This is a genomic window from Enterococcus sp. AZ071 (genome assembly GCF_050499065.1).
GTDB lineage: Bacteria > Bacillota > Bacilli > Lactobacillales > Enterococcaceae > Enterococcus_A > Enterococcus_A ferrettii.
Map to the genome: position 1 here is coordinate 836,106 of NZ_JBIPAS010000001.1, position 20,797 is coordinate 856,902.

Annotated in this window: 23 protein-coding genes; 16 read left to right on the forward strand and 7 right to left on the reverse strand. The window is 38.5% G+C overall.

The genetic code is table 11. The features are described 5' to 3' along the window. The first annotated feature begins 232 nt into the window (after window positions 1-232). The 12 genes from IGI49_RS04060 to IGI49_RS04115 all read left to right on the forward strand — a co-directional run bounded on the left by IGI49_RS04060 (window position 233) and on the right by IGI49_RS04115 (window position 12,863). Window positions 233-2,737 (forward strand): sigma 54-interacting transcriptional regulator, encoded by a 2,505-nt coding sequence (locus IGI49_RS04060; RefSeq protein ID WP_429963461.1) that lies wholly within the window; start codon window positions 233-235, stop codon window positions 2,735-2,737. Between the two features lie 156 nt (window positions 2,738-2,893). Beyond that, window positions 2,894-3,283 (forward strand): PTS sugar transporter subunit IIA, encoded by a 390-nt coding sequence (locus IGI49_RS04065; protein ID WP_429963462.1) that lies wholly within the window; start codon window positions 2,894-2,896, stop codon window positions 3,281-3,283. 15 nt (window positions 3,284-3,298) lie between these two features. Further along, window positions 3,299-3,769 carry a PTS system mannose/fructose/N-acetylgalactosamine-transporter subunit IIB gene (locus tag IGI49_RS04070; RefSeq protein WP_429963463.1) on the forward strand — a complete coding sequence of 157 codons (471 nt, stop codon included), beginning with the start codon at window positions 3,299-3,301 and terminating at the stop codon, window positions 3,767-3,769. Then, window positions 3,766-4,611, forward strand: a complete 846-nt coding sequence (locus IGI49_RS04075) for a PTS sugar transporter subunit IIB (protein ID WP_429963464.1) — start codon at window positions 3,766-3,768, stop codon at window positions 4,609-4,611. The genes IGI49_RS04070 and IGI49_RS04075 overlap by 4 nt, the downstream gene beginning before the upstream one ends. Before the next feature lie 12 nt (window positions 4,612-4,623). After that, on the forward strand, window positions 4,624-5,376 hold the full coding sequence (locus tag IGI49_RS04080) for a PTS mannose/fructose/sorbose/N-acetylgalactosamine transporter subunit IIC (protein WP_429963465.1): 753 nt from the start codon (window positions 4,624-4,626) through the stop codon (window positions 5,374-5,376). A gap of 1 nt (window position 5,377) precedes the next feature. Next, window positions 5,378-6,202, forward strand: a complete 825-nt coding sequence (locus IGI49_RS04085) for a PTS system mannose/fructose/sorbose family transporter subunit IID (RefSeq protein ID WP_429963466.1) — start codon at window positions 5,378-5,380, stop codon at window positions 6,200-6,202. A gap of 15 nt (window positions 6,203-6,217) precedes the next feature. Further along, complete coding sequence (locus IGI49_RS04090) at window positions 6,218-7,513, forward strand: Sapep family Mn(2+)-dependent dipeptidase (protein ID WP_429963467.1); 1,296 nt, start codon at window positions 6,218-6,220, stop codon at window positions 7,511-7,513. Continuing rightward, a complete protein-coding gene (locus IGI49_RS04095) occupies window positions 7,503-8,657 on the forward strand; it encodes a trans-sulfuration enzyme family protein (protein WP_429963468.1) in 1,155 nt (384 codons plus the stop codon). The genes IGI49_RS04090 and IGI49_RS04095 overlap by 11 nt, the downstream gene beginning before the upstream one ends. After that, window positions 8,644-9,597, forward strand: a complete 954-nt coding sequence (locus IGI49_RS04100; protein WP_429963469.1) for a uroporphyrinogen decarboxylase family protein — start codon at window positions 8,644-8,646, stop codon at window positions 9,595-9,597. The genes IGI49_RS04095 and IGI49_RS04100 overlap by 14 nt, the downstream gene beginning before the upstream one ends. 230 nt (window positions 9,598-9,827) lie before the next feature. Beyond that, window positions 9,828-10,463 (forward strand): TetR/AcrR family transcriptional regulator, encoded by a 636-nt coding sequence (locus IGI49_RS04105; RefSeq protein WP_429963470.1) that lies wholly within the window; start codon window positions 9,828-9,830, stop codon window positions 10,461-10,463. Window positions 10,464-10,643: 180 nt separating this feature from the next. Beyond that, window positions 10,644-11,933: an MFS transporter gene (locus IGI49_RS04110; RefSeq protein ID WP_429963471.1), complete on the forward strand. Its 1,290-nt coding sequence runs from the start codon at window positions 10,644-10,646 to the stop codon at window positions 11,931-11,933. Between the two features lie 123 nt (window positions 11,934-12,056). Next, window positions 12,057-12,863, forward strand: coding sequence for an alpha/beta fold hydrolase (locus tag IGI49_RS04115; RefSeq protein WP_429963472.1), 807 nt, complete (start codon window positions 12,057-12,059; stop codon window positions 12,861-12,863). A 168-nt stretch (window positions 12,864-13,031) separates the two neighbouring features. Here the strand turns inward: IGI49_RS04115 and IGI49_RS04120 are convergent, their stop codons facing one another. The 7 genes from IGI49_RS04120 to IGI49_RS04150 all read right to left on the reverse strand — a co-directional run bounded on the left by IGI49_RS04120 (window position 13,032) and on the right by IGI49_RS04150 (window position 17,873). Next, window positions 13,032-13,937 (reverse strand): LysR family transcriptional regulator, encoded by a 906-nt coding sequence (locus IGI49_RS04120; RefSeq protein WP_429963473.1) that lies wholly within the window; start codon window positions 13,935-13,937, stop codon window positions 13,032-13,034. 72 nt (window positions 13,938-14,009) lie between these two features. Then, window positions 14,010-15,770, reverse strand: coding sequence for a CocE/NonD family hydrolase (locus IGI49_RS04125; protein ID WP_429963474.1), 1,761 nt, complete (start codon window positions 15,768-15,770; stop codon window positions 14,010-14,012). A 289-nt stretch (window positions 15,771-16,059) separates the two neighbouring features. Beyond that, on the reverse strand, window positions 16,060-16,158 hold the full coding sequence (locus tag IGI49_RS04130; RefSeq protein WP_207701710.1) for a type I toxin-antitoxin system Fst family toxin: 99 nt from the start codon (window positions 16,156-16,158) through the stop codon (window positions 16,060-16,062). A 68-nt stretch (window positions 16,159-16,226) separates the two neighbouring features. Then, on the reverse strand, window positions 16,227-16,826 hold the full coding sequence (locus IGI49_RS04135) for a DUF2922 domain-containing protein (protein WP_429963475.1): 600 nt from the start codon (window positions 16,824-16,826) through the stop codon (window positions 16,227-16,229). A gap of 58 nt (window positions 16,827-16,884) precedes the next feature. Next, entirely contained in the window at window positions 16,885-17,274 is a 390-nt protein-coding gene (locus tag IGI49_RS04140; protein ID WP_429963476.1) for a hypothetical protein, read from the reverse strand. A gap of 139 nt (window positions 17,275-17,413) precedes the next feature. Next, the gene (locus IGI49_RS04145; RefSeq protein ID WP_429963477.1) at window positions 17,414-17,656 is read right to left on the reverse strand and encodes a DUF2922 domain-containing protein; all 243 of its coding nucleotides are present in this window, start codon (window positions 17,654-17,656) and stop codon (window positions 17,414-17,416) included. Next, the gene (locus IGI49_RS04150) at window positions 17,640-17,873 is read right to left on the reverse strand and encodes a hypothetical protein (protein ID WP_429963478.1); all 234 of its coding nucleotides are present in this window, start codon (window positions 17,871-17,873) and stop codon (window positions 17,640-17,642) included. The genes IGI49_RS04145 and IGI49_RS04150 overlap by 17 nt, the downstream gene beginning before the upstream one ends. A gap of 706 nt (window positions 17,874-18,579) precedes the next feature. Here IGI49_RS04150 and IGI49_RS04155 point away from each other — a divergent pair. The 4 genes from IGI49_RS04155 to IGI49_RS04170 all read left to right on the forward strand — a co-directional run bounded on the left by IGI49_RS04155 (window position 18,580) and on the right by IGI49_RS04170 (window position 20,606). Beyond that, window positions 18,580-18,741, forward strand: coding sequence for a hypothetical protein (locus tag IGI49_RS04155; protein ID WP_429963479.1), 162 nt, complete (start codon window positions 18,580-18,582; stop codon window positions 18,739-18,741). An 835-nt stretch (window positions 18,742-19,576) separates the two neighbouring features. Then, on the forward strand, window positions 19,577-19,813 hold the full coding sequence (locus IGI49_RS04160; RefSeq protein ID WP_429963480.1) for a hypothetical protein: 237 nt from the start codon (window positions 19,577-19,579) through the stop codon (window positions 19,811-19,813). Window positions 19,814-19,947: 134 nt separating this feature from the next. Next, window positions 19,948-20,253: a hypothetical protein gene (locus IGI49_RS04165; RefSeq protein ID WP_429963481.1), complete on the forward strand. Its 306-nt coding sequence runs from the start codon at window positions 19,948-19,950 to the stop codon at window positions 20,251-20,253. Window positions 20,254-20,312: 59 nt separating this feature from the next. Beyond that, a complete protein-coding gene (locus IGI49_RS04170) occupies window positions 20,313-20,606 on the forward strand; it encodes a hypothetical protein (protein WP_429963482.1) in 294 nt (97 codons plus the stop codon). Window positions 20,607-20,797 lie beyond the last annotated feature (191 nt).

Here is a 20,797-nt window from a genome sequence, read left to right on the forward strand (position 1 = left end):
CTGTTGATGAGGCTTTTTTTAGAGCTTCTGTTATAAGATGCAATCTCCCGATCTGTCACCTAATCTATCAATTAATTTACCCATATTCAAACGGAAAAGAATTCAAACAAGTCGCAGCTCTTATTTTATCTCCCACTTGATAAACCCCTTTTCGGATAATATACTTGGTGAAAGAATATAGGAATAAACGATTTGGGGAAGTCGTAAAAATGAGAATAGGGTGGTGACTTTAATGAAAAGAATGGATCTTGTGCATCAGCAATTAATCGATGCTTCACGTAAGCAGCTGGCTCTATTTGGAATAGAAATCAAAGGGAGTACATCAACTGAGATTGCGGACGAATTAGGCTTAGATCGAGCAAATGTCAGTAAAGATTTGAATCGCTTAGTAGCTGAACAAAGGGTTATCAAAATAAATAGAAGACCCGTATTGTTTATTGATAAGCAAACGCTAGAAGATCATTATCATTTTAAGATTGAGGATAGTTCATTTTCATCTTTAGAGCAGCTGCAAAAAATTCTATTTAAGGAAAAACGGACACAGGATTCGGGCTTTTTCGACTTAGTTGGTGAAACTGGTTCATTGAGAGAAGCAGTAAAGAAAGCCCAAGCAGCAATTTTATATCCGGTAAATGGATTAACTACTTTGATTACTGGAGAAACTGGAGTAGGAAAATCTTTATTTGCCGAAAAAATGTATCTGTATGCGTTGAATGAGGGGAAAGTTCCTGAGAAGGCACCGTTCATTACCTTTAACTGTGCGGATTTCGCTGATAATCAACAATTACTGTTATCTCATCTTTTTGGTCATAAAAAAGGCTCTTTCACAGGGGCAGCAGAAGACACCAAAGGTCTAGTTGAAGCAGCGAACAATGGCTTTCTATTTCTGGATGAAGTGCATCGCTTGAGTGCCAAAGGACAAGAAATGTTGTTTTATTTAATGGACAAAGGTATTTATCGAAAATTAGGAGAAGTTGAGAACGATTATGAGACGAATGTTCGTCTGATTATGGCTACTACTGAGCAGCCTTCTGAGGTGATGCTGAACACCTTTTTAAGACGTATACCTGTTCATATTCATTTACCTCCGTTGTATCAAAGAAGCTGGGAAGAGAAGATGGCCTTCATTACACGCTTTGCTGGTGAAGAAAGTCGCAGAATCAGTCGCGATATTCGAATCACTCAGGAAGTGCTGAGTTTATTATTAAATTATCAGTTTGAGGGAAATATCGGACAATTGAAAAGTGATTTTCAGTTCTCCTGTGCCAATGCCTTTGTTGATACTATAAAAAATGGGTCCAGTGAGGTATCGATTGAAATTCGTCATCTACCCATGAATATAGCTCAGCACTTAGATGGCATTGAGGATCAACGAAGCCTTGCATATAATTTGCCAGAGAGTTTACTGTTCAAGAAAGAGAAACACACACAGCCTTTTGCCTTCGAGAAAAATGAACAGGAAGTCTACCAGCGAATTAAAGAGAATTTTTTATTAATGAATAAAGCGAACAGCGTAGCTGCTTATGAGGATGAAGCACAGGCGGTAATTTCCGAATACACGGGAAAAATGATGAAAAAAGTGAATCAAGAAATCCTGAGTAAAGATGCAGTAGTAAAAAACATGTTTATTGACGGCGACATTTTGGACTCAGTGAAGCAAGCTCTAGCTAGCTTTGTAGATCAAGAGAATTTGGAGCTTTATTGTAAAATAATTGCTTATCATCTAACGATTGTTTGGAAAAATGCCTCGACAACCCTTGAAGAGGAGGATATAGAAGACCTTCTAGAGCAGCCAGGAGAAATTTCCATGGCGACCAAGCAAATCGTTTATCAAACGAAAAATGGTTTAGAACTTTCCTTAACGGAGTTGGATATTAAAATCGTTGATCGGCTATTGAAGCAGTTGATTCAATATTCTGACCGGCCGCATATCTCTTTATTAGTGGTTATGCATGGGGAGAACACCGCTTCTAGTATTGCAGACACGGTGAATTCACTTTTAGGCATTACCAGTGTGAAGGCGATCGATATGAGACTGGAGGAAAAAGTCCAAGACGCCTACGAGCGAACAAAAGAAATGGTTCGTGAATTAGACAATGGACTTGGGGTACTGATCATGGCCGATATGGGGTCAATTAAATCCTTCGAGCAAAAGTTAAACGATGAGCTAGGAATGAGCGTTCGTGTTATAGACATGGCAAGTACACCGCTAATTCTGGAAGCAGCCAAGTTATCCCTTAGCCGTAAGCTGTCATTAGAAGAGTTGGTTCAATCACTACTTTCGATCATGTCACGACACTGGCAAACGATACAAGAAAGCTTTGAACCTACGGATGATTTCCGTTATTTCGAAACAATGATGATTCAACGTATGAAAAAAATACTCGTTTTCTTGGACAGCAAAAAAGTATTCTTGCTTTTCAAATCGGTTTTGGAGGTAATTGCTGCGGATCTAAAAATTGAGATTACGGATGAATTTCTATTGAAGTTTATCTTCCATAATGGCTGCATGATTGAAAAGGTTCTTGTTGACTCAAGTGTCCAAGAAATACCTGAGGCCAATTATCAAGCGACTTCCTCCTTAATTAAGCTGCTTGAAAAGCACTACTCGATTGTAAATGAATTTTTCGGAATTGAGGTCCCCAAAAAGGAATTAATCAATGTTGCGGATATCTTTGTTTACGAATTTCCAGAACAATTATTTTTGTATGACCCAGTAAATCAATTGAGTGAGTAAGAGCGTATAAAATCAACCCACAATACAACCCACTAAACTTTCAGTAGCTAAATTGAAAGTTTAGTGGGTTGTTTGTGCTGATCAAAGCCGTTAGCCACAAGGAAAAGAAAAGTTGGCATACAACTTGCTTTTAAAAGAGTAAGAGGAGGGGATGTCATGATAGGGATTCTCTTAGTAACCCACGGAGAATTTGGAGAAGAAATAAAAAGGAGTGCCGAACTGATTATTGGTCCCATTTCCAATTGCCAGACTATTTCTCTAAACAGAGATGACAGCATTTCAAATTTGAAGGACGAGGTAGAGAACGCTTTGGAGAGTCTGAATCAAGGCGAAGGCGTCATCGTATTAGTGGATTTGGTTGGAGGCTCACCGTTTAATGTTTGCTCGGTAACCTTAAAACAAAGACGGAATTTCAAGCTGCTGTCCGGTTTAAATTTATCCATGATAGTGGAGGGTGCAATGATGCGGGAATCAATGGGATTAGACGAGCTAACACAGCATTGCAAACAAACAGGAATCAATAGTGTGGTTGAAGTCAATCCATAGAAAAGAGTGGAATAGATGCCATTTATTCGTTGTGATGACCGACTTGTTCACGGTCAAGTCCTATTCAAATGGACAAATGAAAAGAACATCGAAAAAATTATTGTAGTAGATACCAGCACAGCTTCTGATTTGATCGAAAAGCAGATGATCCTGATGTCAAAACCCAAAAATTGTGAAATTGAAATTCTGCGGAGTACGGAGATGGATCGTATTTCTCAAGAGACGCAGGAAGCCTTGATGATTCTCTTTAAGGACATCCAAACTGCTTGCTCATTTATCGCGAATCGATCAATTGATCGCTTGAATATCGGTAGAATGGCTTCTGGTATTGGAAAAATTAAATTATTCAACAATCTCTTTTTAACGCGCAAAGAAATCTCTGATCTCCAACAGCTAATTGATAAAGAAGTCTACGTATATTATCAAATGGTCCCAGATGAACAAGCCATAGATTTAAAAAAAATAATTGAGGAGCTCCGATTATGAAAACAATCGTATTGCTGACACACGGAACTTGGGGGAGCTGTTTGATTGCGGATGTCAAAGCACATTTTGGAACGAAGGACGAACTGCTGCATTATTCACTTAATGCCGATATGGATCATGAACAGCTTTTGAAACAAATGAAGCAAGAGCTTGCTGGCAAAGCAGAGCTGATTATTATCAGTGATTTGCACGGCAGCACTACGTATAAAATCTCTATCCGCTTAGGTCTAGATTTAGGCGGAAAAGTATACACGGATTTATCACTGCGTTTGTTGCTTGATTTAATGAGTGATTGTAGTAAAGACTACGAAAATATAATCGAAACATTCAACCAATTTCAAATGGAGGAATCAACTATGGAAGAAATTAAATTCGCTCGCGTGGATCACCGCCTGATTCATGGACAGGTCATTACCAAATGGATGAAATTAGTCAATGCAAACAAGATCGTGATCGTTGATGATACGTTAGGAAAAGATCCATTTATGGCAGATATATACGCCATGGCAGCTCCAGAAGGTGTAAAAGTAGAAATTATTGATACGCAAGAAATCGTTAAACGACTAACCAATGGAGAATATGCCAACGATCAGCTGTTTTTATTGTTCAAAAATATTTCTTCAGTAAACAAAGCTGTCAACAATGGATTAATACTGAAACAACTCCAATTAGGTGGTGTTCCCTATGAGCAAGGACGGACAAAGGTCATCTCAGCAGTATCACTACTAAAAGAGGAGGTCGATTTCCTAGAAGAACTGACAAACAGCGGAACAGAAGTAGTTGCTCAGATTGTACCAGAGGAAGCTGCGATGGCGTTTGATGAAATAAAGAATAAATTTTAGGGGGAGATTTCTATGCAATCTACAGTAATGTTAGCTCTTTTCACCGCTTTATGGTATTGGATAGCAGCCAGTATCGCCGGGTACACACTTTATCCAATTCTTAAATCACCGACGTTTATTGGTTTTGCACTAGGACTTTTTTGGGGAGATGTTACTACAGGGCTAATAACAGGAGCTGGAATTGAAGTAATCTATCTAGGAATGGTCGCTGCTGGTGGGAATATCCCATCAGACAAATCATTAGCCGCTTTAATCGCCATTCCAATTGTCCTTCAAACGGGAGTTTCTACCGAGGTGGCCGTAAGTATCGCGGTACCGATGGGAATCATCGGCGTCTTCATCAACAATATCCGACGTACTGGGAATGCTTTTCTGGTTCATAAAGCCGATGATTATGCAGAAGCTGGGAACATTAAGGGTGTTTGGCGCTGTGCAACGACCTACTCACTTATTTTTGGTTTCTTCCTAAGATTTCCAATCATTTTTCTAGTGAATTTTTATGGGTCAGATTTAGTAGATAAAATTTTAAAGGTTATCCCGGAATGGGTAATGAATGGTTTAACGGTAATGGGTGGCGTGCTGCCGGCGTTAGGATTTGCGACAACTATTTTTATGATTGGTAAAAAGCAATATATTCCACTGTTCATCGCAGGTTTCTTCTTGGTTAAATATTTTGAACTTCCAATCATGGGAGCTGCTATTTTTGGAACGTGTTTGGCATTAATGATGACTATCGGCAGTAATGTTGGAACGGAGGGCGCATAAAATGGAAAATACTGAAGAAAAAAAAAGATTGCTAACAAAGAAGGATGTAACTAAGACCTATCTAAGATGGTGGTGGACAGCAGAACTGTCTAACAGCTTCGAGCGGATGCAGGCTTTAGCAGTAGGGGCCTCTTTTGCACCAGTATTGAAAAAGCTTTATCCAGAAGAAGAGGACTTGAAGGCAGCACTGAAACGGCATCTTGGATTTTTCAACACCCAAGCTATCTGGGGAGGATTGATTCACGGCAGCGTTTTGGCGATGGAGGAACAAAAGGCTCAGGGGGAACGGATCCCTGATGAAGTAATTACCGATTTCAAAACGGGATTGATGGGTCCGATGGCAGGTATTGGCGATGCAATTGATGCAGGAACATTTTTAGCAATTTTTTCAGCACTGGGAGCCTCCTTTGCAGCAGAAGGGAACGTGATTGGTGCATTCTTTATAGTTTTCTGGTGCATTATCAACTTCTTTGAAGGGTATTTCTTCTTTCACTATGGCTACAAACTTGGCCGGGGATCGATTGTAAAAGTTTTACAAGGTGGTTTGGTCAACAGCATTATTAAAGGCGGAAGCATTTTAGGAATGTTTATGATGGGCGCCTTATCAGCAGCAATGGTCTCCCTTTCCACAACTGTCTCGCTGAATATTTCCGGCAAGGAGATCAGCCTGCAGGAGACACTGGACAAAATTGCGCCAGGATTGTTGCCTTTAGTATTAGTATTCTTTGTTTATTGGGGAATGACCGCCAAGAAATGGAATGCTTCAAAGCTTTTGTGGATCTTAATTATCTTCAGTTTAGTAGGGTCACTTATTCGATTATTCTAGAAGGGGCGTGTGACAGTGACACTTTTACAAGAAACGATCGATCTTTTGAAGCAATTTGTGTCGTATCAATCCTATCCGACGAGTGAAACTACTGATCAAGAGGACGTAGTGAATTTCACTTTAAAACACTGCTCTGAATTCGGCTTCATAGTGAAAAAAATAAGCAGCACACTTGGTTGGGTTCAAATAGGTAATGAAGGTCCATTAGTTGCTTTCCCGATCCATCTTGATGTTGTTCCTCCTGGTAATGGATGGACTACAGATCCCTTTACTTTGGTTGAGCAAGATCAGATTCTTTTTGGCAGAGGTGTCTATGATAACAAGGGACCCGCCGCAGTAATGATTGTACTTCTAAACGAACTTAGACAAAAAATTGAAGAAACAGGCGTACGTGTAAGACTTATTATTGGAGCCCAAGAAGAAACTGGAATGGCCTGTATCCAGCAATATACTTTACTGGAAGAAAAGCCCGTTGCCGGTTTTGTACCTGATGCGATGTTCCCCATCGTTTTAGGTGAAAAGGGCCGGATGCATCTTCTGTTGGAATCCAAGGAGTCAATTCCCTGGCTCGATGAAGTTGTCACCGGTGAGCAGGTTAACTCTGTACCTGATCGAGCAATTCTTAAAGTAAAAGCTAAACAAGATTTAGACAAGATTAATCTTAATGCTGTAAGTGGCTGTGAAGATCGAACAGTTTATTGCCAAGGGATTTCCGCACATGCCGCTAAACCAGAATTAGGAAAGAATGCCTTTTTCCAGCTGATGAAGGCGATTGACCCACTCGCACGTTCAAAAAAGATGAATAACTTGTTACAACTTTCAGAGGTAAACGGTACAAATATAGAGTTAAGCTGTCCCGAAAGCCGTTTTGGAAACACCACAGTTAATGCGGGCATAATCAATTTTAAAGAGAACAATTGGCGTGTAGAAGTAGATATACGCTTCAACAATAAACTCACTCAAGAAATGATTTTGCATAAGCTTCAACAATTTTTCCCCGATTGGACAATGAAGGTTCTTACTTCTAAGGATGTCCATCTAGTAAAGGACAGACACTTAGCAGACCAATTAATTGGCTTGTATCGTAGTTACGATCCAACCGATCAGACGGAGCCAATATATATGGGCGGCAGCACGTATGCCAGCTACTTTGACAATTTTGCTGCTTTTGGTCCGAGATTTCCTGACACAAGAACTTATGCTCATGGAAAGAATGAACGCATGAAGATTTCTGACTTAGAGAAGCTTATTCAGATTTACAAAGACGCGATTCAAATAGTTATAGAAGAGGCGAGAAAAAATGAACTTTGATACCAAAGTACTCCATAGCTACCCAGTCGTTGATTCTGCGACTGGAGCAGCATCCATTCCTAAGTACCAAGCATCAACTTTTCACCAAAAAGACTTTCCTAAACAACAGGAGTACACCTATACACGCTTTGGTAACCCAACTGTGGAAGCGGCGGAAAAAGCAGTCGCGACCTTAGAAGATGCGCAGTACGGGATTGCATTTTCCTCTGGCATGGCAGCTATAACGGCTTCACTGCTGCTTCTAAGTGCGGGTGATCACTTGGTTTTAGGAGGAAATATTTACGGTGGTACTTTCCAACTTTTAACAGAACTGTTAAGTAGATTTGAAGTCACCTATACCTTTGTTGACGAGCGAAATCCTTTAGCTTGGGAGCAGGCAATCCGTCCGAATACCAAGCTGTTCTATTTAGAAACCCCCTCGAATCCCTTATTGACAGTCACGAATATTCAGAAGGTCTGTGAAATTGCTAAAACACATAAGCTTTTGACCGTCTGCGACAATACCTTCATGACACCCTACTATCAGCAGCCTTTGACACTCGGTGCAGATATTGTTATTCACAGTGCCACGAAGTTTTTAGGCGGACATAGTGACTTAGTTATGGGCTTTGCGGTAACTAATGACAATGTACTCAAAGAAAAGCTGCATAAAAATCAAAAAATTATCGGATCAATTCCTGGAATTGAGGAAGCTTGGCTTCTGCTAAGAGGAATAAAAACATTAACAGTACGAATGAAGCAGGCTAGCCGCAATGCATTAATTCTAGCCCAAAAATTGCAAACCTTATCTAATGTGAAGGCTGTGCATTATCCAGGATTAGAAAATCATCTCGATCATTTGCAGCATTTTAAACAGGCGACGAGCGGAGGGGCCGTTTTATCCTTTGAACTGAATACAGAACAGCAGGTTCAGCGGTTATTTCAGCAGGTAAAAATTCCAATCGTAGCAGTAAGCCTAGGTGGGGTGGAGAGTATTTTATCCTATCCTTGGACGATGTCCCATGCCTGTATGACTGAAGAAGATCGTTTAAAAGCCGGAGTGACGAAACAGCTGGTAAGGTTGTCCTGCGGGATAGAAGACGCAGAAGATTTGTGGTCAGACATTCAGCAAGCGCTTGAAGGAGAAGAAAATGAAGAAAATTGAACGAGTAAATTGCGTGTTAAGAGGAACAGCACCTGATCAGCCTCCAATGGGATTTTGGCTGCATTTTCCTAAAGAGGTTATTTCTAAAGGAGTAGAAGCACAAGCAGCAGCCCATCTGGCTTTTAAAGATGAAACCCAAACAGATATCTTGAAGATCATGAACGAAAACGAGATGCGCAGCACTCAAAAAATTGAGCAGCTTCATGAATGGAAAAATATTGCGAAGCTTTCCAAGGATTCCAAGCTGGTTACCGATCAAGCGGATATCTTACGACGAATTGTAGAAGCCAACGAAGAAGATTGTTACTTGCTGGGAACAGTTCATGGTCTAATCGCTTCCTTATCTCATGCTTCAGGTCATAGTTATTCTGTTTCCCCGGACTTAATTAACGACCATTATCAGCGTGATCCTCAGGCTGTAATGGACGGGCTGAAAATTATTGAAGAAAACACCCAGCATATTTTAGAAATGACAATGAGTTCAGGAGTGCAAGGTATCTACTATGCAGCTTTAGGCGGAGAAAAAAATAAGTTTAGCGATGACTTTATACAAGAAGCTTTGAGACCGGCAGAACAAAGCTTATTAAAACAAGCGGAAAAGAAAGAAGATTTTTCTACCTTCCTTCATATTTGTAAAGAAGAAACTGTTCTAGAGAATTACAAAGATTACCCCTTCGATGTCATCAATTGGGCGATGCATGAAAGCAACTATTCCGTTGACGAGGCATATCAAATCTTTGGCAACAAGGTTTATTTAGGTGGCTTCGATGACCGATCGGGCGTGTTAGTCGAAGGGGACGAAAAGGAAATACAAACAGAACTTACCCGAATTCAACAGGAGTTTAATGGTAAGAGATATATTATTGGTGCAGATTGTACCTTACCAACCGATATTTCATTAGCTAAACTTCGTCAAATTCATGGTTTTCTTAAGCAATAAATAGCTAAAACTCAAGTTAAGGGTATGCGAGTCAAATGCAAAAGAGTTTGGTTTGGTGCTTCTAGAATAAGATAAACAATAGAAATCTATAAGTATGGTCTGATCCATATTTATAGATTTTTTTATCGCTTAAAAAATTGGCGTCAGTTTTTCATTGACAGACAGCACAAGAATGACTAGCATATGAAACATACAACGAATCTGTTTTTGAAAAACTGAAGGAGGAACGAATGAAAAGGGAAGAAAAAAGTAAGCAAAGTAAGGCCAAGATTATTCAAGCTGCTTTTTCATTGTTCGCATCAAAGGGATATGACGCCACCTCCACGCAAGATATTATTGAACTGTCTGGTCTTTCAAGAGGGGCCATGTACCACCATTTTAAGAGTAAAGAAGAGATCTTACGCAGTTTGATGACTGAAATTTATGCACAAACCAATGATTTCTTAACAGAGCTTGTCGCTGATAAGACACTTTCAGCCAAGGAAAAGATTACAAAAATCATTGTGAATAGTGGGGATGACTACATGCATCGTCAATTGGCACAAGCCTCTTGGGTTGAAAAAGTTCCCTTTGCTTTATTAGAAAGTGTTCGCAATCTCAATGATCGTGTAGCTCCTCAGGTAACAAAAATTGTGAAGCAAGGAATAGAAAATGGCGAATATACCTGCGATTATCCAGAAGCATTAAGTGAAACGCTTTTATTTACTGTAGAAATTTGGTTGGATCCCACGATTATCAAAAGAGAGTACACTGAAATATGCAATCGTTTCGACTTTCTTTACCTGCTATTGCAAAAATTAGAGGTTCCGTTGATCGACGAAGAGGATATTCAAAAATTCAAAGCAATATTTAAACCAAAAGAATAGAAACCAGAAAAACTGTTCAAACGTTGATTTTATACGTTTGAACAGTTTTTGTTTCAAATAATGATTGACACACCATCAAAAGAATACTAAAATTATAAAAACAAACAGTCAGTCTGTTTGTTGGAGTGATGTTTTTAAATACTGCTATTCATAGTTAAAAAAGAGAGGTTGGAAACATACATGGAGGAGAAACAAATCAAACCAGAACTTTTAAAGCAACAACAGATACCACAAATAATTCCAGCACCGAGAAATTTTACCTTGATGGTTTTAGGCCAAGTCGTTTCAATTATGGGTTCGGCATTGCTGCGCTTTGCCTTGTCGTTGTTTGTACTGGATCAAACAGGAAGAGCAGATATTTTTGCCACATTATTAGCAGTTTCCAGCATACCTTTAATAGCGGGGCCGTTCGGGGGCGCCATTGCAGATCGGTTCAATCGACGAAACTTGATGGTGATTTATGATTTTACCAGTAGTGGAATTGCGTTTGTTTTATTTTTCTTGCTATGGAGAGGAAACAATTCTATTCTGCTAATTGGATTGATTATGACCTGTTTATCTTTCATCAGTGCGATGTATAATCCCACTGTTTCAGCCAGCATCCCGTTATTGGTTGCGGAGCAAAAAATAGAAAAGGCAAATGGAATTGTTAGCGCCGTACAATCATTAGGGAGTGTGCTAGCACCGATTTTGGGAAGTTTATTGTATGGCTACTTACCAATTGATCGTCTGATTTTCATTAGCTTCATCGCCTTTTTTCTGTCAGCAGTGATGGAATTGTTTATCCACATTCCGTTTGAAAAAGGCACGATGGAGGGGAATTTGGCAAAGGTGATAATAAATGATTTAAAAGAAGGCTTTATCTATGTGAGGAAAGAACCGTTCATTTATAAATCAGTTTTGCTAGCTGCGGCACTGAATATGCTGGTGACACCGTTGCTGGTCGTAGCTGTTCCGGCAATTTTACGGCTGGTGATGAACAGTTCAGAAGCGATGTATGGATTGGGGAATGGATTGATTGGACTTGCCATGGTATTCGGGGCGTTGACAATTGGATTTTTTACTAAAAAATTGCGTTTTGCAAATGTGTATCTCTGGTTACTGGGACTGAGTGTTTTAATCTTACCGATCATGGCAGCTGTTTTACCAATCGTTTTGTCCACAGGAAACCTTTGGCCTTTTCTGATATTGATGTCTGGAGCGATCCCCATTTCGATGCTGATCTCGATCTTGTCGATTTTTCTAATCAGTAAGGTTCAACGGAAAACACCAAATGCACAGTTAGGAAAAGTAATGGCGATCATTATGGCTGCCGCTCAGTGCAGCTTGCCGTTGGGGCAACTGCTTTATGGAAAATTATTGGATACGTTTGAAACCCAATTGTTTTTACCTTTACTTTTTATAACGCTATTGCTGGTCTTTGTGTCCTTAATTGCAAAAGTCGGTTTCAAAAATATAGTAGAAGACTAATGAAATAGTAGAAAGATAATTCATCAATCATAAAAATTGTCGGTAATTAACTAGCAACAAAAATCATTAACGAAACCTGTACTGAACGGAAATCATCATTCAAAAAAGAGAGTGGGAATATTGATGCTTCAATCACTTCAAGAAAACAATGTAAAAATTGCTAATGAAACGATGACTTATGTGGCTTTTGGAAAAGGAGAGCAACCCTTGATTGTGTTACCAGGATTGTCTGATGGGTTAAAGACTGTTCATAGACAGTCTTTAAATTTGGCTTTCTATTTTCGAAAACTGATCCCTCATTTTAGAGTCTATGTCTTCAGCCGAAAGAACAATTTAAAGGCACCTTATTCCATAAAAGAAATGGCCAAAGATCAAGCTCTCGCATTGCAACAGCTAGGTTTAAGCGATGTCTATTTGATGGGGATTTCTCAAGGTGGAATGATCGCACAGCAGCTTGCAATTGACTATCCTGAGAGTGTCGCTAAATTAATAATCGGTGTTTCTACGTCAAAGGTTACGCCAACAATGGAAAAGACAATCCGTCACTGGATCAAGCTGGCAGAAGAAAAGAACTACCAACTACTAATGAAAGATACTATGGAAAAAACATATTCTTTAAAAACACTCAGAAGGTATCGTCCATTTTTTCCAATTATTACTCGAATCGGCAAACCTGAAAGCTTCAAGCGCTTCTTGATTCAAGCCCAAGCCTGTCTTTCTCATGATGTGTCTGATCAATTAAATAGAATTGAGTACCCAACATTAGTTATTGGTGGAGATTCCGATAAGGTTGTTGGTGAAGCTACTTCAGAAGAGATTGCTGCAAGTATCCCAAGTAGCAAATTAATCATCTATCCAGGTTTCGGACACGCTGCATATGAAGAGGAAAAGCGCTTCTTTCCAGATGTAGTCAATTTTTTGAAGAAGTAGAGAACCAATTCAATCGCTACTTGGAGAGTAACTAGCAGATCATAGTATATAAATATGGAATTCAACAATGTATAATTGCAGTGAGAATATTTTAAAAAGCAACTTGGTGAAGTAAAACAGAATTAAGTATGATAAAAAAAGGTTAAAACCTGAATTATCCTCAAGCGTCTAACCCTTTAGATTATTTTTAAAGAAAGTGAACAACTCTCGAAGCAGGGAACTTTCATTTCTTTTATCATAAGCTGCTACTATATTCTGATCATTACTATCGCTTACTAGATCAATAATTTTGATCGGGTATTTTTCTTCAAGTGATCCATCATTCATTCCAGAATACAAGAAAGCTAAACCTTCTCCAAGCGCAACCTTTGCAAGCCCCTCATCGAGATTTTTCACATACGAATTAGCTCGTACATTAAAGCCGTATTTCACAAACTGATTGACTACATAATCGACAATAATAGGAGACTGTTTTCTTTCCAGCAAAATAAACGTCTCCTGACTCAAGTCAGCAAAATAAACCTTTGTCTCTTTGCTCAAAGCATGATGAAGCGGCACAGCAATCTGCAAATGGTTTTTGATAAATATCAGCTGCTCAACATTTTCACTGTGTTGAAAATAGGTCGACAAATCAAAAACTAAGTCGTATTGCCCGGTAGCCAGCCCGTCTGACAAACTCAGCGGTGTATCCTGTTTCGTTAGGAAGGTCACGTTGGGGTGATCCGCTTTGAATTGTCCGAAAAGCTCATACATTTTGCTCATATTAAAATTTGATAAATAACCAATTTTTAGCAGCTGAGTGGCCGTATCAGCTGTCTTTTGCTGGTCGAACATATGGGACAGTTGATCTACGCGGCTTAATACCTCATTGGCTTCAACTAAGAACTGTTCACCGGCATCTGATAAGGTTAGTGCATGGCTATGACGAATGAATAAAGCGACACCTAATTCAGTTTCTAATTCTTGGATTCGTCTACTTAATGTAGGCTGAGAGATATACAGCTTTTGGGCAGCTTTAGTAAAGCTGCCCTCAGCAGCAACCTCCACAAAGTAGTGTAAGGTCGATAACTTCATAACTGACTCCATTCCACTAAAGATAATGAACTCAGTATAAAGTGGTCCCTGAATTTTCACAAGTTTTAACTATTATTCTGACAACAAGGGTAGTTGAAGATAAGAAGCATATTCTCCTCCAGTATGCAGAATGTGAGCGCCCTTATTAGCAGGTGTATTTCCTGGTGTTCCGGGCATAACTGAGCCAAGTTCATCTTTAGTACTAACCACCACTCTTAAGGTTTCTCCGGCTTGATAAGACAAGCCCATTGGACTCAAGACAATATCCAACTCAACGATTTCGCCCTGAGATAATTTCTCCACACGATCAAAGCGATAAGCAGGAATTTCATCAGTTGCCAGTTGACTGTCAAGGCGACGCATAGAAGCACGCAGCCGACCCCAGGCACCTTTGTAACGTAGGGCAGAAGCTCCTTCTTGGGTGAAATCCTGCAAGGCAGCACCATGATTGGGTACGACAAATTCACTTAATACATTGCCGAATTTATCCAATTTTTGAACCCAAACATAGACGTCCATGTCGTCATATCCATCTGATTCCATAAACAATTTAGCTTTAGGATAACCGACGAAAGTGGTTTCTTGATCAAAGGTCATTTGGAATGAAGTCCGACCTGGCAGAGCTTCAGCGGTGTATTTGACGGGTACATCGTTAGCTTCCTTATTTTCCTGCAAGGTCCGGAATAATCCATTCAGATAGTAGCGTTTCAATTCACTGGCAGCAGGAGGGAAGACTTCTGCTGGAATATCTGTTTGATTCCCACCTTGGAAATCAATTAGTGAATAACGAACCGTTGGAGTTGCAAGCCAATCATTGTCTTTTCCTAACAGGTAATAATCAAAGAAACGACGCAGTTCTTCAATGTTTTTTTCATCATAATAGTAAGGCCATTCCTGCCGATCGTGGATACGAAGCCATTTTTCCTGCGAGCCCAATGTACGCCAAGAACGGAAGGTTCCCATAGTATGCAGCGTATTAGAATAGCTGGCAATTACAAAAGCCGGCACAGTGATTTTGCTGGGATCAGCGATTTTGTCTAACCAAATGTCATCATCCGCTAAAGGATAAGCATCCATTTCCTTCGTTAAATCTTCGCGTTGAGCGCCAGTAGCACTAACATGGTTTACCTGAAGCCGTTCAATAAAGTTCTTGTCAGGAATACCACCAATAAAGGCCAAATCACGATAACCATCTGCTAATCCTTCAGTTGGATTGATCACAGTTAAATGGGGTGGCTGCTCCGCTGCAATATACCATTGAGAGAAGGCCAAGTAAGAAGTGCCAGTAAGAGCTGTTTTACCATTACTCCATTCCTGAGCAGCCAGCCATTCAATCAAATCATAACCATCTTGGGCTTCTTGAGTCCCCAACATCGTGGTATTGCCTTCGCTGTGAGCGATTCCTCGCATATCTGGGTTAGCTACCGCATAGCCTTTCGCAACCCAGTAATCAGGATCTGGCGCTTCAAACTTAGTCAATCCTGAGTTCCAGTGATTGCCCATACCCAACATGTTAAAAAGATTCTTATAACGTGGTGCTGTTCCTGCACTTTTACCATAAGGACTCCATGCAATCAGCACCGGCACTTTTTCTTCGGTTACTGGCAAATAAATATCTGTATAAATAGTGACACCATCCCGCAGTTTAACTGGAACATCTTTCAGCATGCGGATATCACCAGAAAGCGGCTTGAAGCCTTCTGCGATCGTTTCGTTTTTCTTCAAAATAATTTCTTTGGTTTCAAAAGGGCTTAGCACACCATGTTCAATACAATTATCAATGTATTCAAAGGATGGGCTAAAGCGCATCTTTTCAGTAATTTTTGCTGTCATATAGTTTTCCTCCGATTGTCTCATTTATTCTTTGGAACACCCCTGATTATAGGAGCCCTACAGCCAAATGTACAATTGCAATTTTGCATAATAACTTTATGTATAGGACTGTTATTCATAAAATGAATAGCAGTGTCATCTTAATAAATTTTTCCTTATTCAGACAAGTGCCCATCAAAAATCACCACCTGTAAAGGGCACCATCTTTACAGGCAATTCTTCTTTTCTTCAGTTTTCAAGGAACGTGTGGCTATTGCAACTGTCTCGCTTTGCAACAGTCTGTGTATCGTCAGGGATCATGATCATCTAACCAGTGGTTAACCAATGCGATAACCAGTCCGACAAAAATCGGGGCTAAAATATACTGCACAAGAGATTGCAAATGCATCACCCCTCTTCAGTGCAGCTCATGATCCAGACGAGTTTATTTTACCTACGCTGGTAAATGATCAGACATCATGAAGGTGTTTCAGGTGGGGCCTTCTGTTTTCTTTTCTCTTGCTCCTTGGCTTTTCTTCTCTTTCGTCGCTTCACCAGTTCTTTGACTACATCGTAAAAATTATCCGCTGGCAGGGAAGCTTCTTCACTAGTTTTTACTGATTTAGCTACTGGAAGATTTCTTACAGTCATTTTCGTATCCGAAGAATCGGCCAGAGCTTCATGGTTTAGGTGAGCAGACAGAACTTCATGTACCTCACTTCTTATTGGAGGTAAATCAAAAGATACTTCTGGAAGCTTTGGTGTTTCCTCCCAGGTACAACGAAGGACTGTTTCTTGTTCAGCTATAGTATCCTCAGTTCCCTCCGGTTCTTCTGGAGCGGAAACTCCAAACATTTCGCCGCCATCAAAAATCGGCCGTTCAATCGTTTCTACATATTTCGCTTTCACAATTTCTTTAAACAATCCAACACCATCTTTTTCGAAGAGTTCTAAGCTGGTTAGCAAGGCCAGCGTTTCTTTGATCTCTTCAGGACTTTTAGTGGTATCAGGATCTTTAAAGGAAAAATTGTGTTTCTTGCCTTCACTATTTAGGAAGGTAGACACTAGTTTGATCATTTTTTAACTCCTTTTCATCATTTATTCGCGTAGGTGAGACAGACAATAAATATTAGTTTCACGTGGCTTCAGTGCCAGCTTCTGTATGGAAAAGCTTAGCAACTTGTGCCTTTATAAAAGACTTGGTAGCTTCAAAAAAATTACGAATAGGATCTAGCTTTAAGGCTAAGATCCGCAATTCACTGGTTTCAAAGTAATCCGCAAAGTACCAGAAAAATCGCTTCATTGTTTTGGTTGCTTTGGTGTTCTTAAATAAGTAATGAACCAAATCCTGCAGTACCAGAGCAAACTCCTTCGCACCAAGCTGGTAACGGACACGCAAAGCAAGCAATAGCTTGATGGTCATGGTGCCATTCTGAGTTTCCTGATAATATTCCACGATTTGTTGTTCTAGCGTTTCACGCTTAAGATTAAACAGTTGGTGGTGAGTAAAGGGTTGCTCTGACATAATTAATCGCTCCTCATTCATAGTAATGAATTATTTTTTACAAAAAATAGTTTGATTTTCGTTCTATACAATATCCAATTAAAAAGATTAATAAGATAAGAGAAGGGCGGTACGTCTACCGCCGCAACTCAATGTTCAATTATCTGACTGCTGGTTCTTCTTCAAAGATGATTGTTTCGATGGTTTCTACATATTTTGCACTAACAACATTCTCATATTGTTTGATACCATCCTTCTGAAACAAGTTTAATTTAGTCAATTGTTCCAATAATCCTTTGATTTGTGTCGGCGTCTTGGTTGTATCAGGATTGGTCATACTCCAAGTTTGGTTTTTACCTGCACCATTTCTAAAGATGGAAACTAATTTAACGACTCGTTTCATACTTATCAACCTCCTTCGTAATTCGAGATTGCACAGTCAGGATGACACTATCCAATGAACTGCCTTGCTGGGATAGCTCTGCCATGATCTCTCCTAATTTGACTACATCTGCTTCAGGTGGATTATCAATTACGTTTGAGAAGTTCACCTTTTTCTGTTTATCTTCGCCTGCTTGTTCGATTTGTACTTGTAATTTGGTACCCAGTTTTTGAATCATTCCGATTCCTCCGTTTTCTGTAATGATTTGTTTGTCGTTATTTTGTTTTTGTTCCGGCCGGTGACTAAAAGATATAGAATTTTTCAAAAAAAAGCTAGAGCAGTTATAGACAAAAAAAGTGAGTTATACGCCGATTTGAAAAATAGAAAGGTTGATAATAAAGGATTCTATTTTTTGGAGAAGCGAAAAAAAGCCAAAAACCTGCGTATAACGTATAAAAAATTTTTTTAACTTATTTTTTGCCAAACTCCAAAAAAGTTGATATATCAGTCTTTATCTAAAAATAAAAAAACCTAGTTATCATAAAATAACTGAAATATAGATAGAAAAGCAGAAAATTCCTTTTGCTCCATCTGAATTAAACGAAGAAGAAATAATTTCTAATGTTATTTATATTTAGTTTTCAGATAACTGTAGGTTAAAGAGAAAAGTCGTTTACCAACCGAAGTCAACTGTTGTGTATTAAGACCAAGATTAAGAACAAGTTCAAGGAGGCTGGTCATCAGGGAGATGCACTTACTACTAAGTGGGGGCCAAGGATATGGATTGCCTTCCGATTTCTATCACTACTTATATCTTTTTTTGAGCTGACCTTAATAGTCTCCTTTCTATGTTGAATTTAGTAAATCACTTCAAAAAATATATGTTGATCGTTTTTCATTTGTTAAACTATTTGGTTCGTTATATAATAAATTGAGGTGATTTTATGTTAAAGAATATTAAGGATGAAATTGATAAAGGTATGCCGGTTATTACCTATATTAAAAAGAAGTACGGGTTCAATTCTATTGAAGAGTTTGAAGCTTATATCAAACTTTTGGAAGAAAAATCCAATAAATATGATGATCTAAAAAAAGGAAACAACTAAATAGCAAGAATATCTATGCTCTACAAACGATTGTAGAAAAATTTTTTCACATTAGAGTAGTTCTTATATGTTGAAAAAGATAGCTAGAATATCATTACTGATTTCATATCTGATAGTGAAGGTAGATGATACAGCTTTAAGATTACAAATTCGATGAGATTTGGTCATCTATATCAATGGTGAAAGGAATCTTATGAAAAAAAAAAAGACAACCCCCAAAAATTGACGCAAGTGAAAATGTTATAAGAAGACCATTATTTTGGGTTGTTTTCCTTTCAATGATGTTTTCAATCGTTTTACCTGTTTGCCTTATGGCTCCACCATCTATAGAATCAGCGGATTCAATTGATCTTATTGCCGATTATTTCTATTCAATCACAGGAGTTTTGATGTGGATAGTAATTGCCGGCTTTATTTTTGTTTTGTTGGAAATAACCCTTTACTTCTATTTTAGATTTAAACTGATTATCCATCAGAAAAGATTCTCTGTAACTCCTATTTTCGGGCCAACTTTTTCTTCGATAAAAAAAGTAAAGCTCATAAAATGGTCTAACAAGGGTTCTCATATTGATGTAAAGTACAGTAATAAATAGGTATGGCGAATTCAAGCAGAAGGGTGTAGCGGTTCTTTTAAAGAAATTTGAAGAACACAAAATCACCATTGTTGAGGATTACGACTTTCCCGTTTGAGTTGAAATCGCTTCGTTGTTCTTCCACTTTTTTCTCGTAAACTACCTACAGAGTCGTTTATTCATTCAAAATATCCTGATAGTCACTTTCTTTTGGGTAATTGACACAGTTATAATAATGTAAACCATACTAAGGGGTGAGAAAAGTGTTTGATGAGGAAAAAGTACTATCTCAATTTAAAAGTTTAGCTAGTTTGGTTTTGTTTTTACTTATGATCAACACTATAGGAGTAATTGTTCCAGCAATTATGTCATTACTCGATATTTTGAATGTATTCACAGAAGTAAGCTTTTATATGTGGGGATTTATTACTTTGCTTTTATGGATACTCACTATTAGGACTTTCAAGCAAGCCGACATAAAAATATCTTTGAAGAAATAATTGACTGCTCATTAGTAGTGCTTCAAATAATAGGTTCTGCTTCTTTTTTCTCAACACCAATCATTTCTATGTCTTTTTTTCCTAGTGCCGCTCCATATTTTTGGTCGCTAACATAGCTATAAGGGGGATTTTTTATGCATAAGATATATTTTGTTCTAACCGCAGAAACAGGCGTTGGTTATACTACTTTGCACCCAACACTCTTTTCGTTAAAGAAAAATAAAGCTGATTTGCAGAATTATTTTTCCAAATACTATGATGTTTCTGCCGATTATTTACATGATAAAGATATACTAGATGCCTTGATAGTTCCGAAACCTTTTGGACCATACCAAAATGACAACAGTGTACCAATAATATCAGTTCCTGCCGTTCACTTCTATGATAAAAAATACGATGAGATTAAGGACTATATCGATTCTTATTTTTCTGAAAACTAAAAAAGCAATCGTCTCTTTTTTCTACGTTTATGTACTAAAACAATTGGAAGTGGTGGATTATGAAACAAATTGGTTTGGGAAATACAGCAGAAATATACCTGCTTGATCAGAAAAGAGTTCTGAAACTATTTCGTGAAGGAATTCCTGAGAGCATTGTCAAAGACGAATTCGAAAAATCCTGTTTTATAGAATCGATAATAACCAATACGCCAAAAGCTTATGAACTGATGCACTTAGAGAATCGAGCGGGAATTGTTTATTCAAAGGTAGAGGGTTACGACATGATTAAAGTAATGCTTCGTTCGGTCCACAGAATAAATTTCTACAATGTAAAGATAAAAAATTATGATTAGCAGTTCAGGTAGGTTGCTTACGCATTTTAAATTGAGTACGTCGCTAATCCTAGCAAAGCAAACTCTATTAAAACAAAAATTCAAATGAAGAAAATTTATCAAACGGCTAATTTAAAATCCAATTCTAATAAAATCAAGCTAACCCTATACAAATGATATATGTTAGCATAAAATTAAGTCAGAGCAATTAT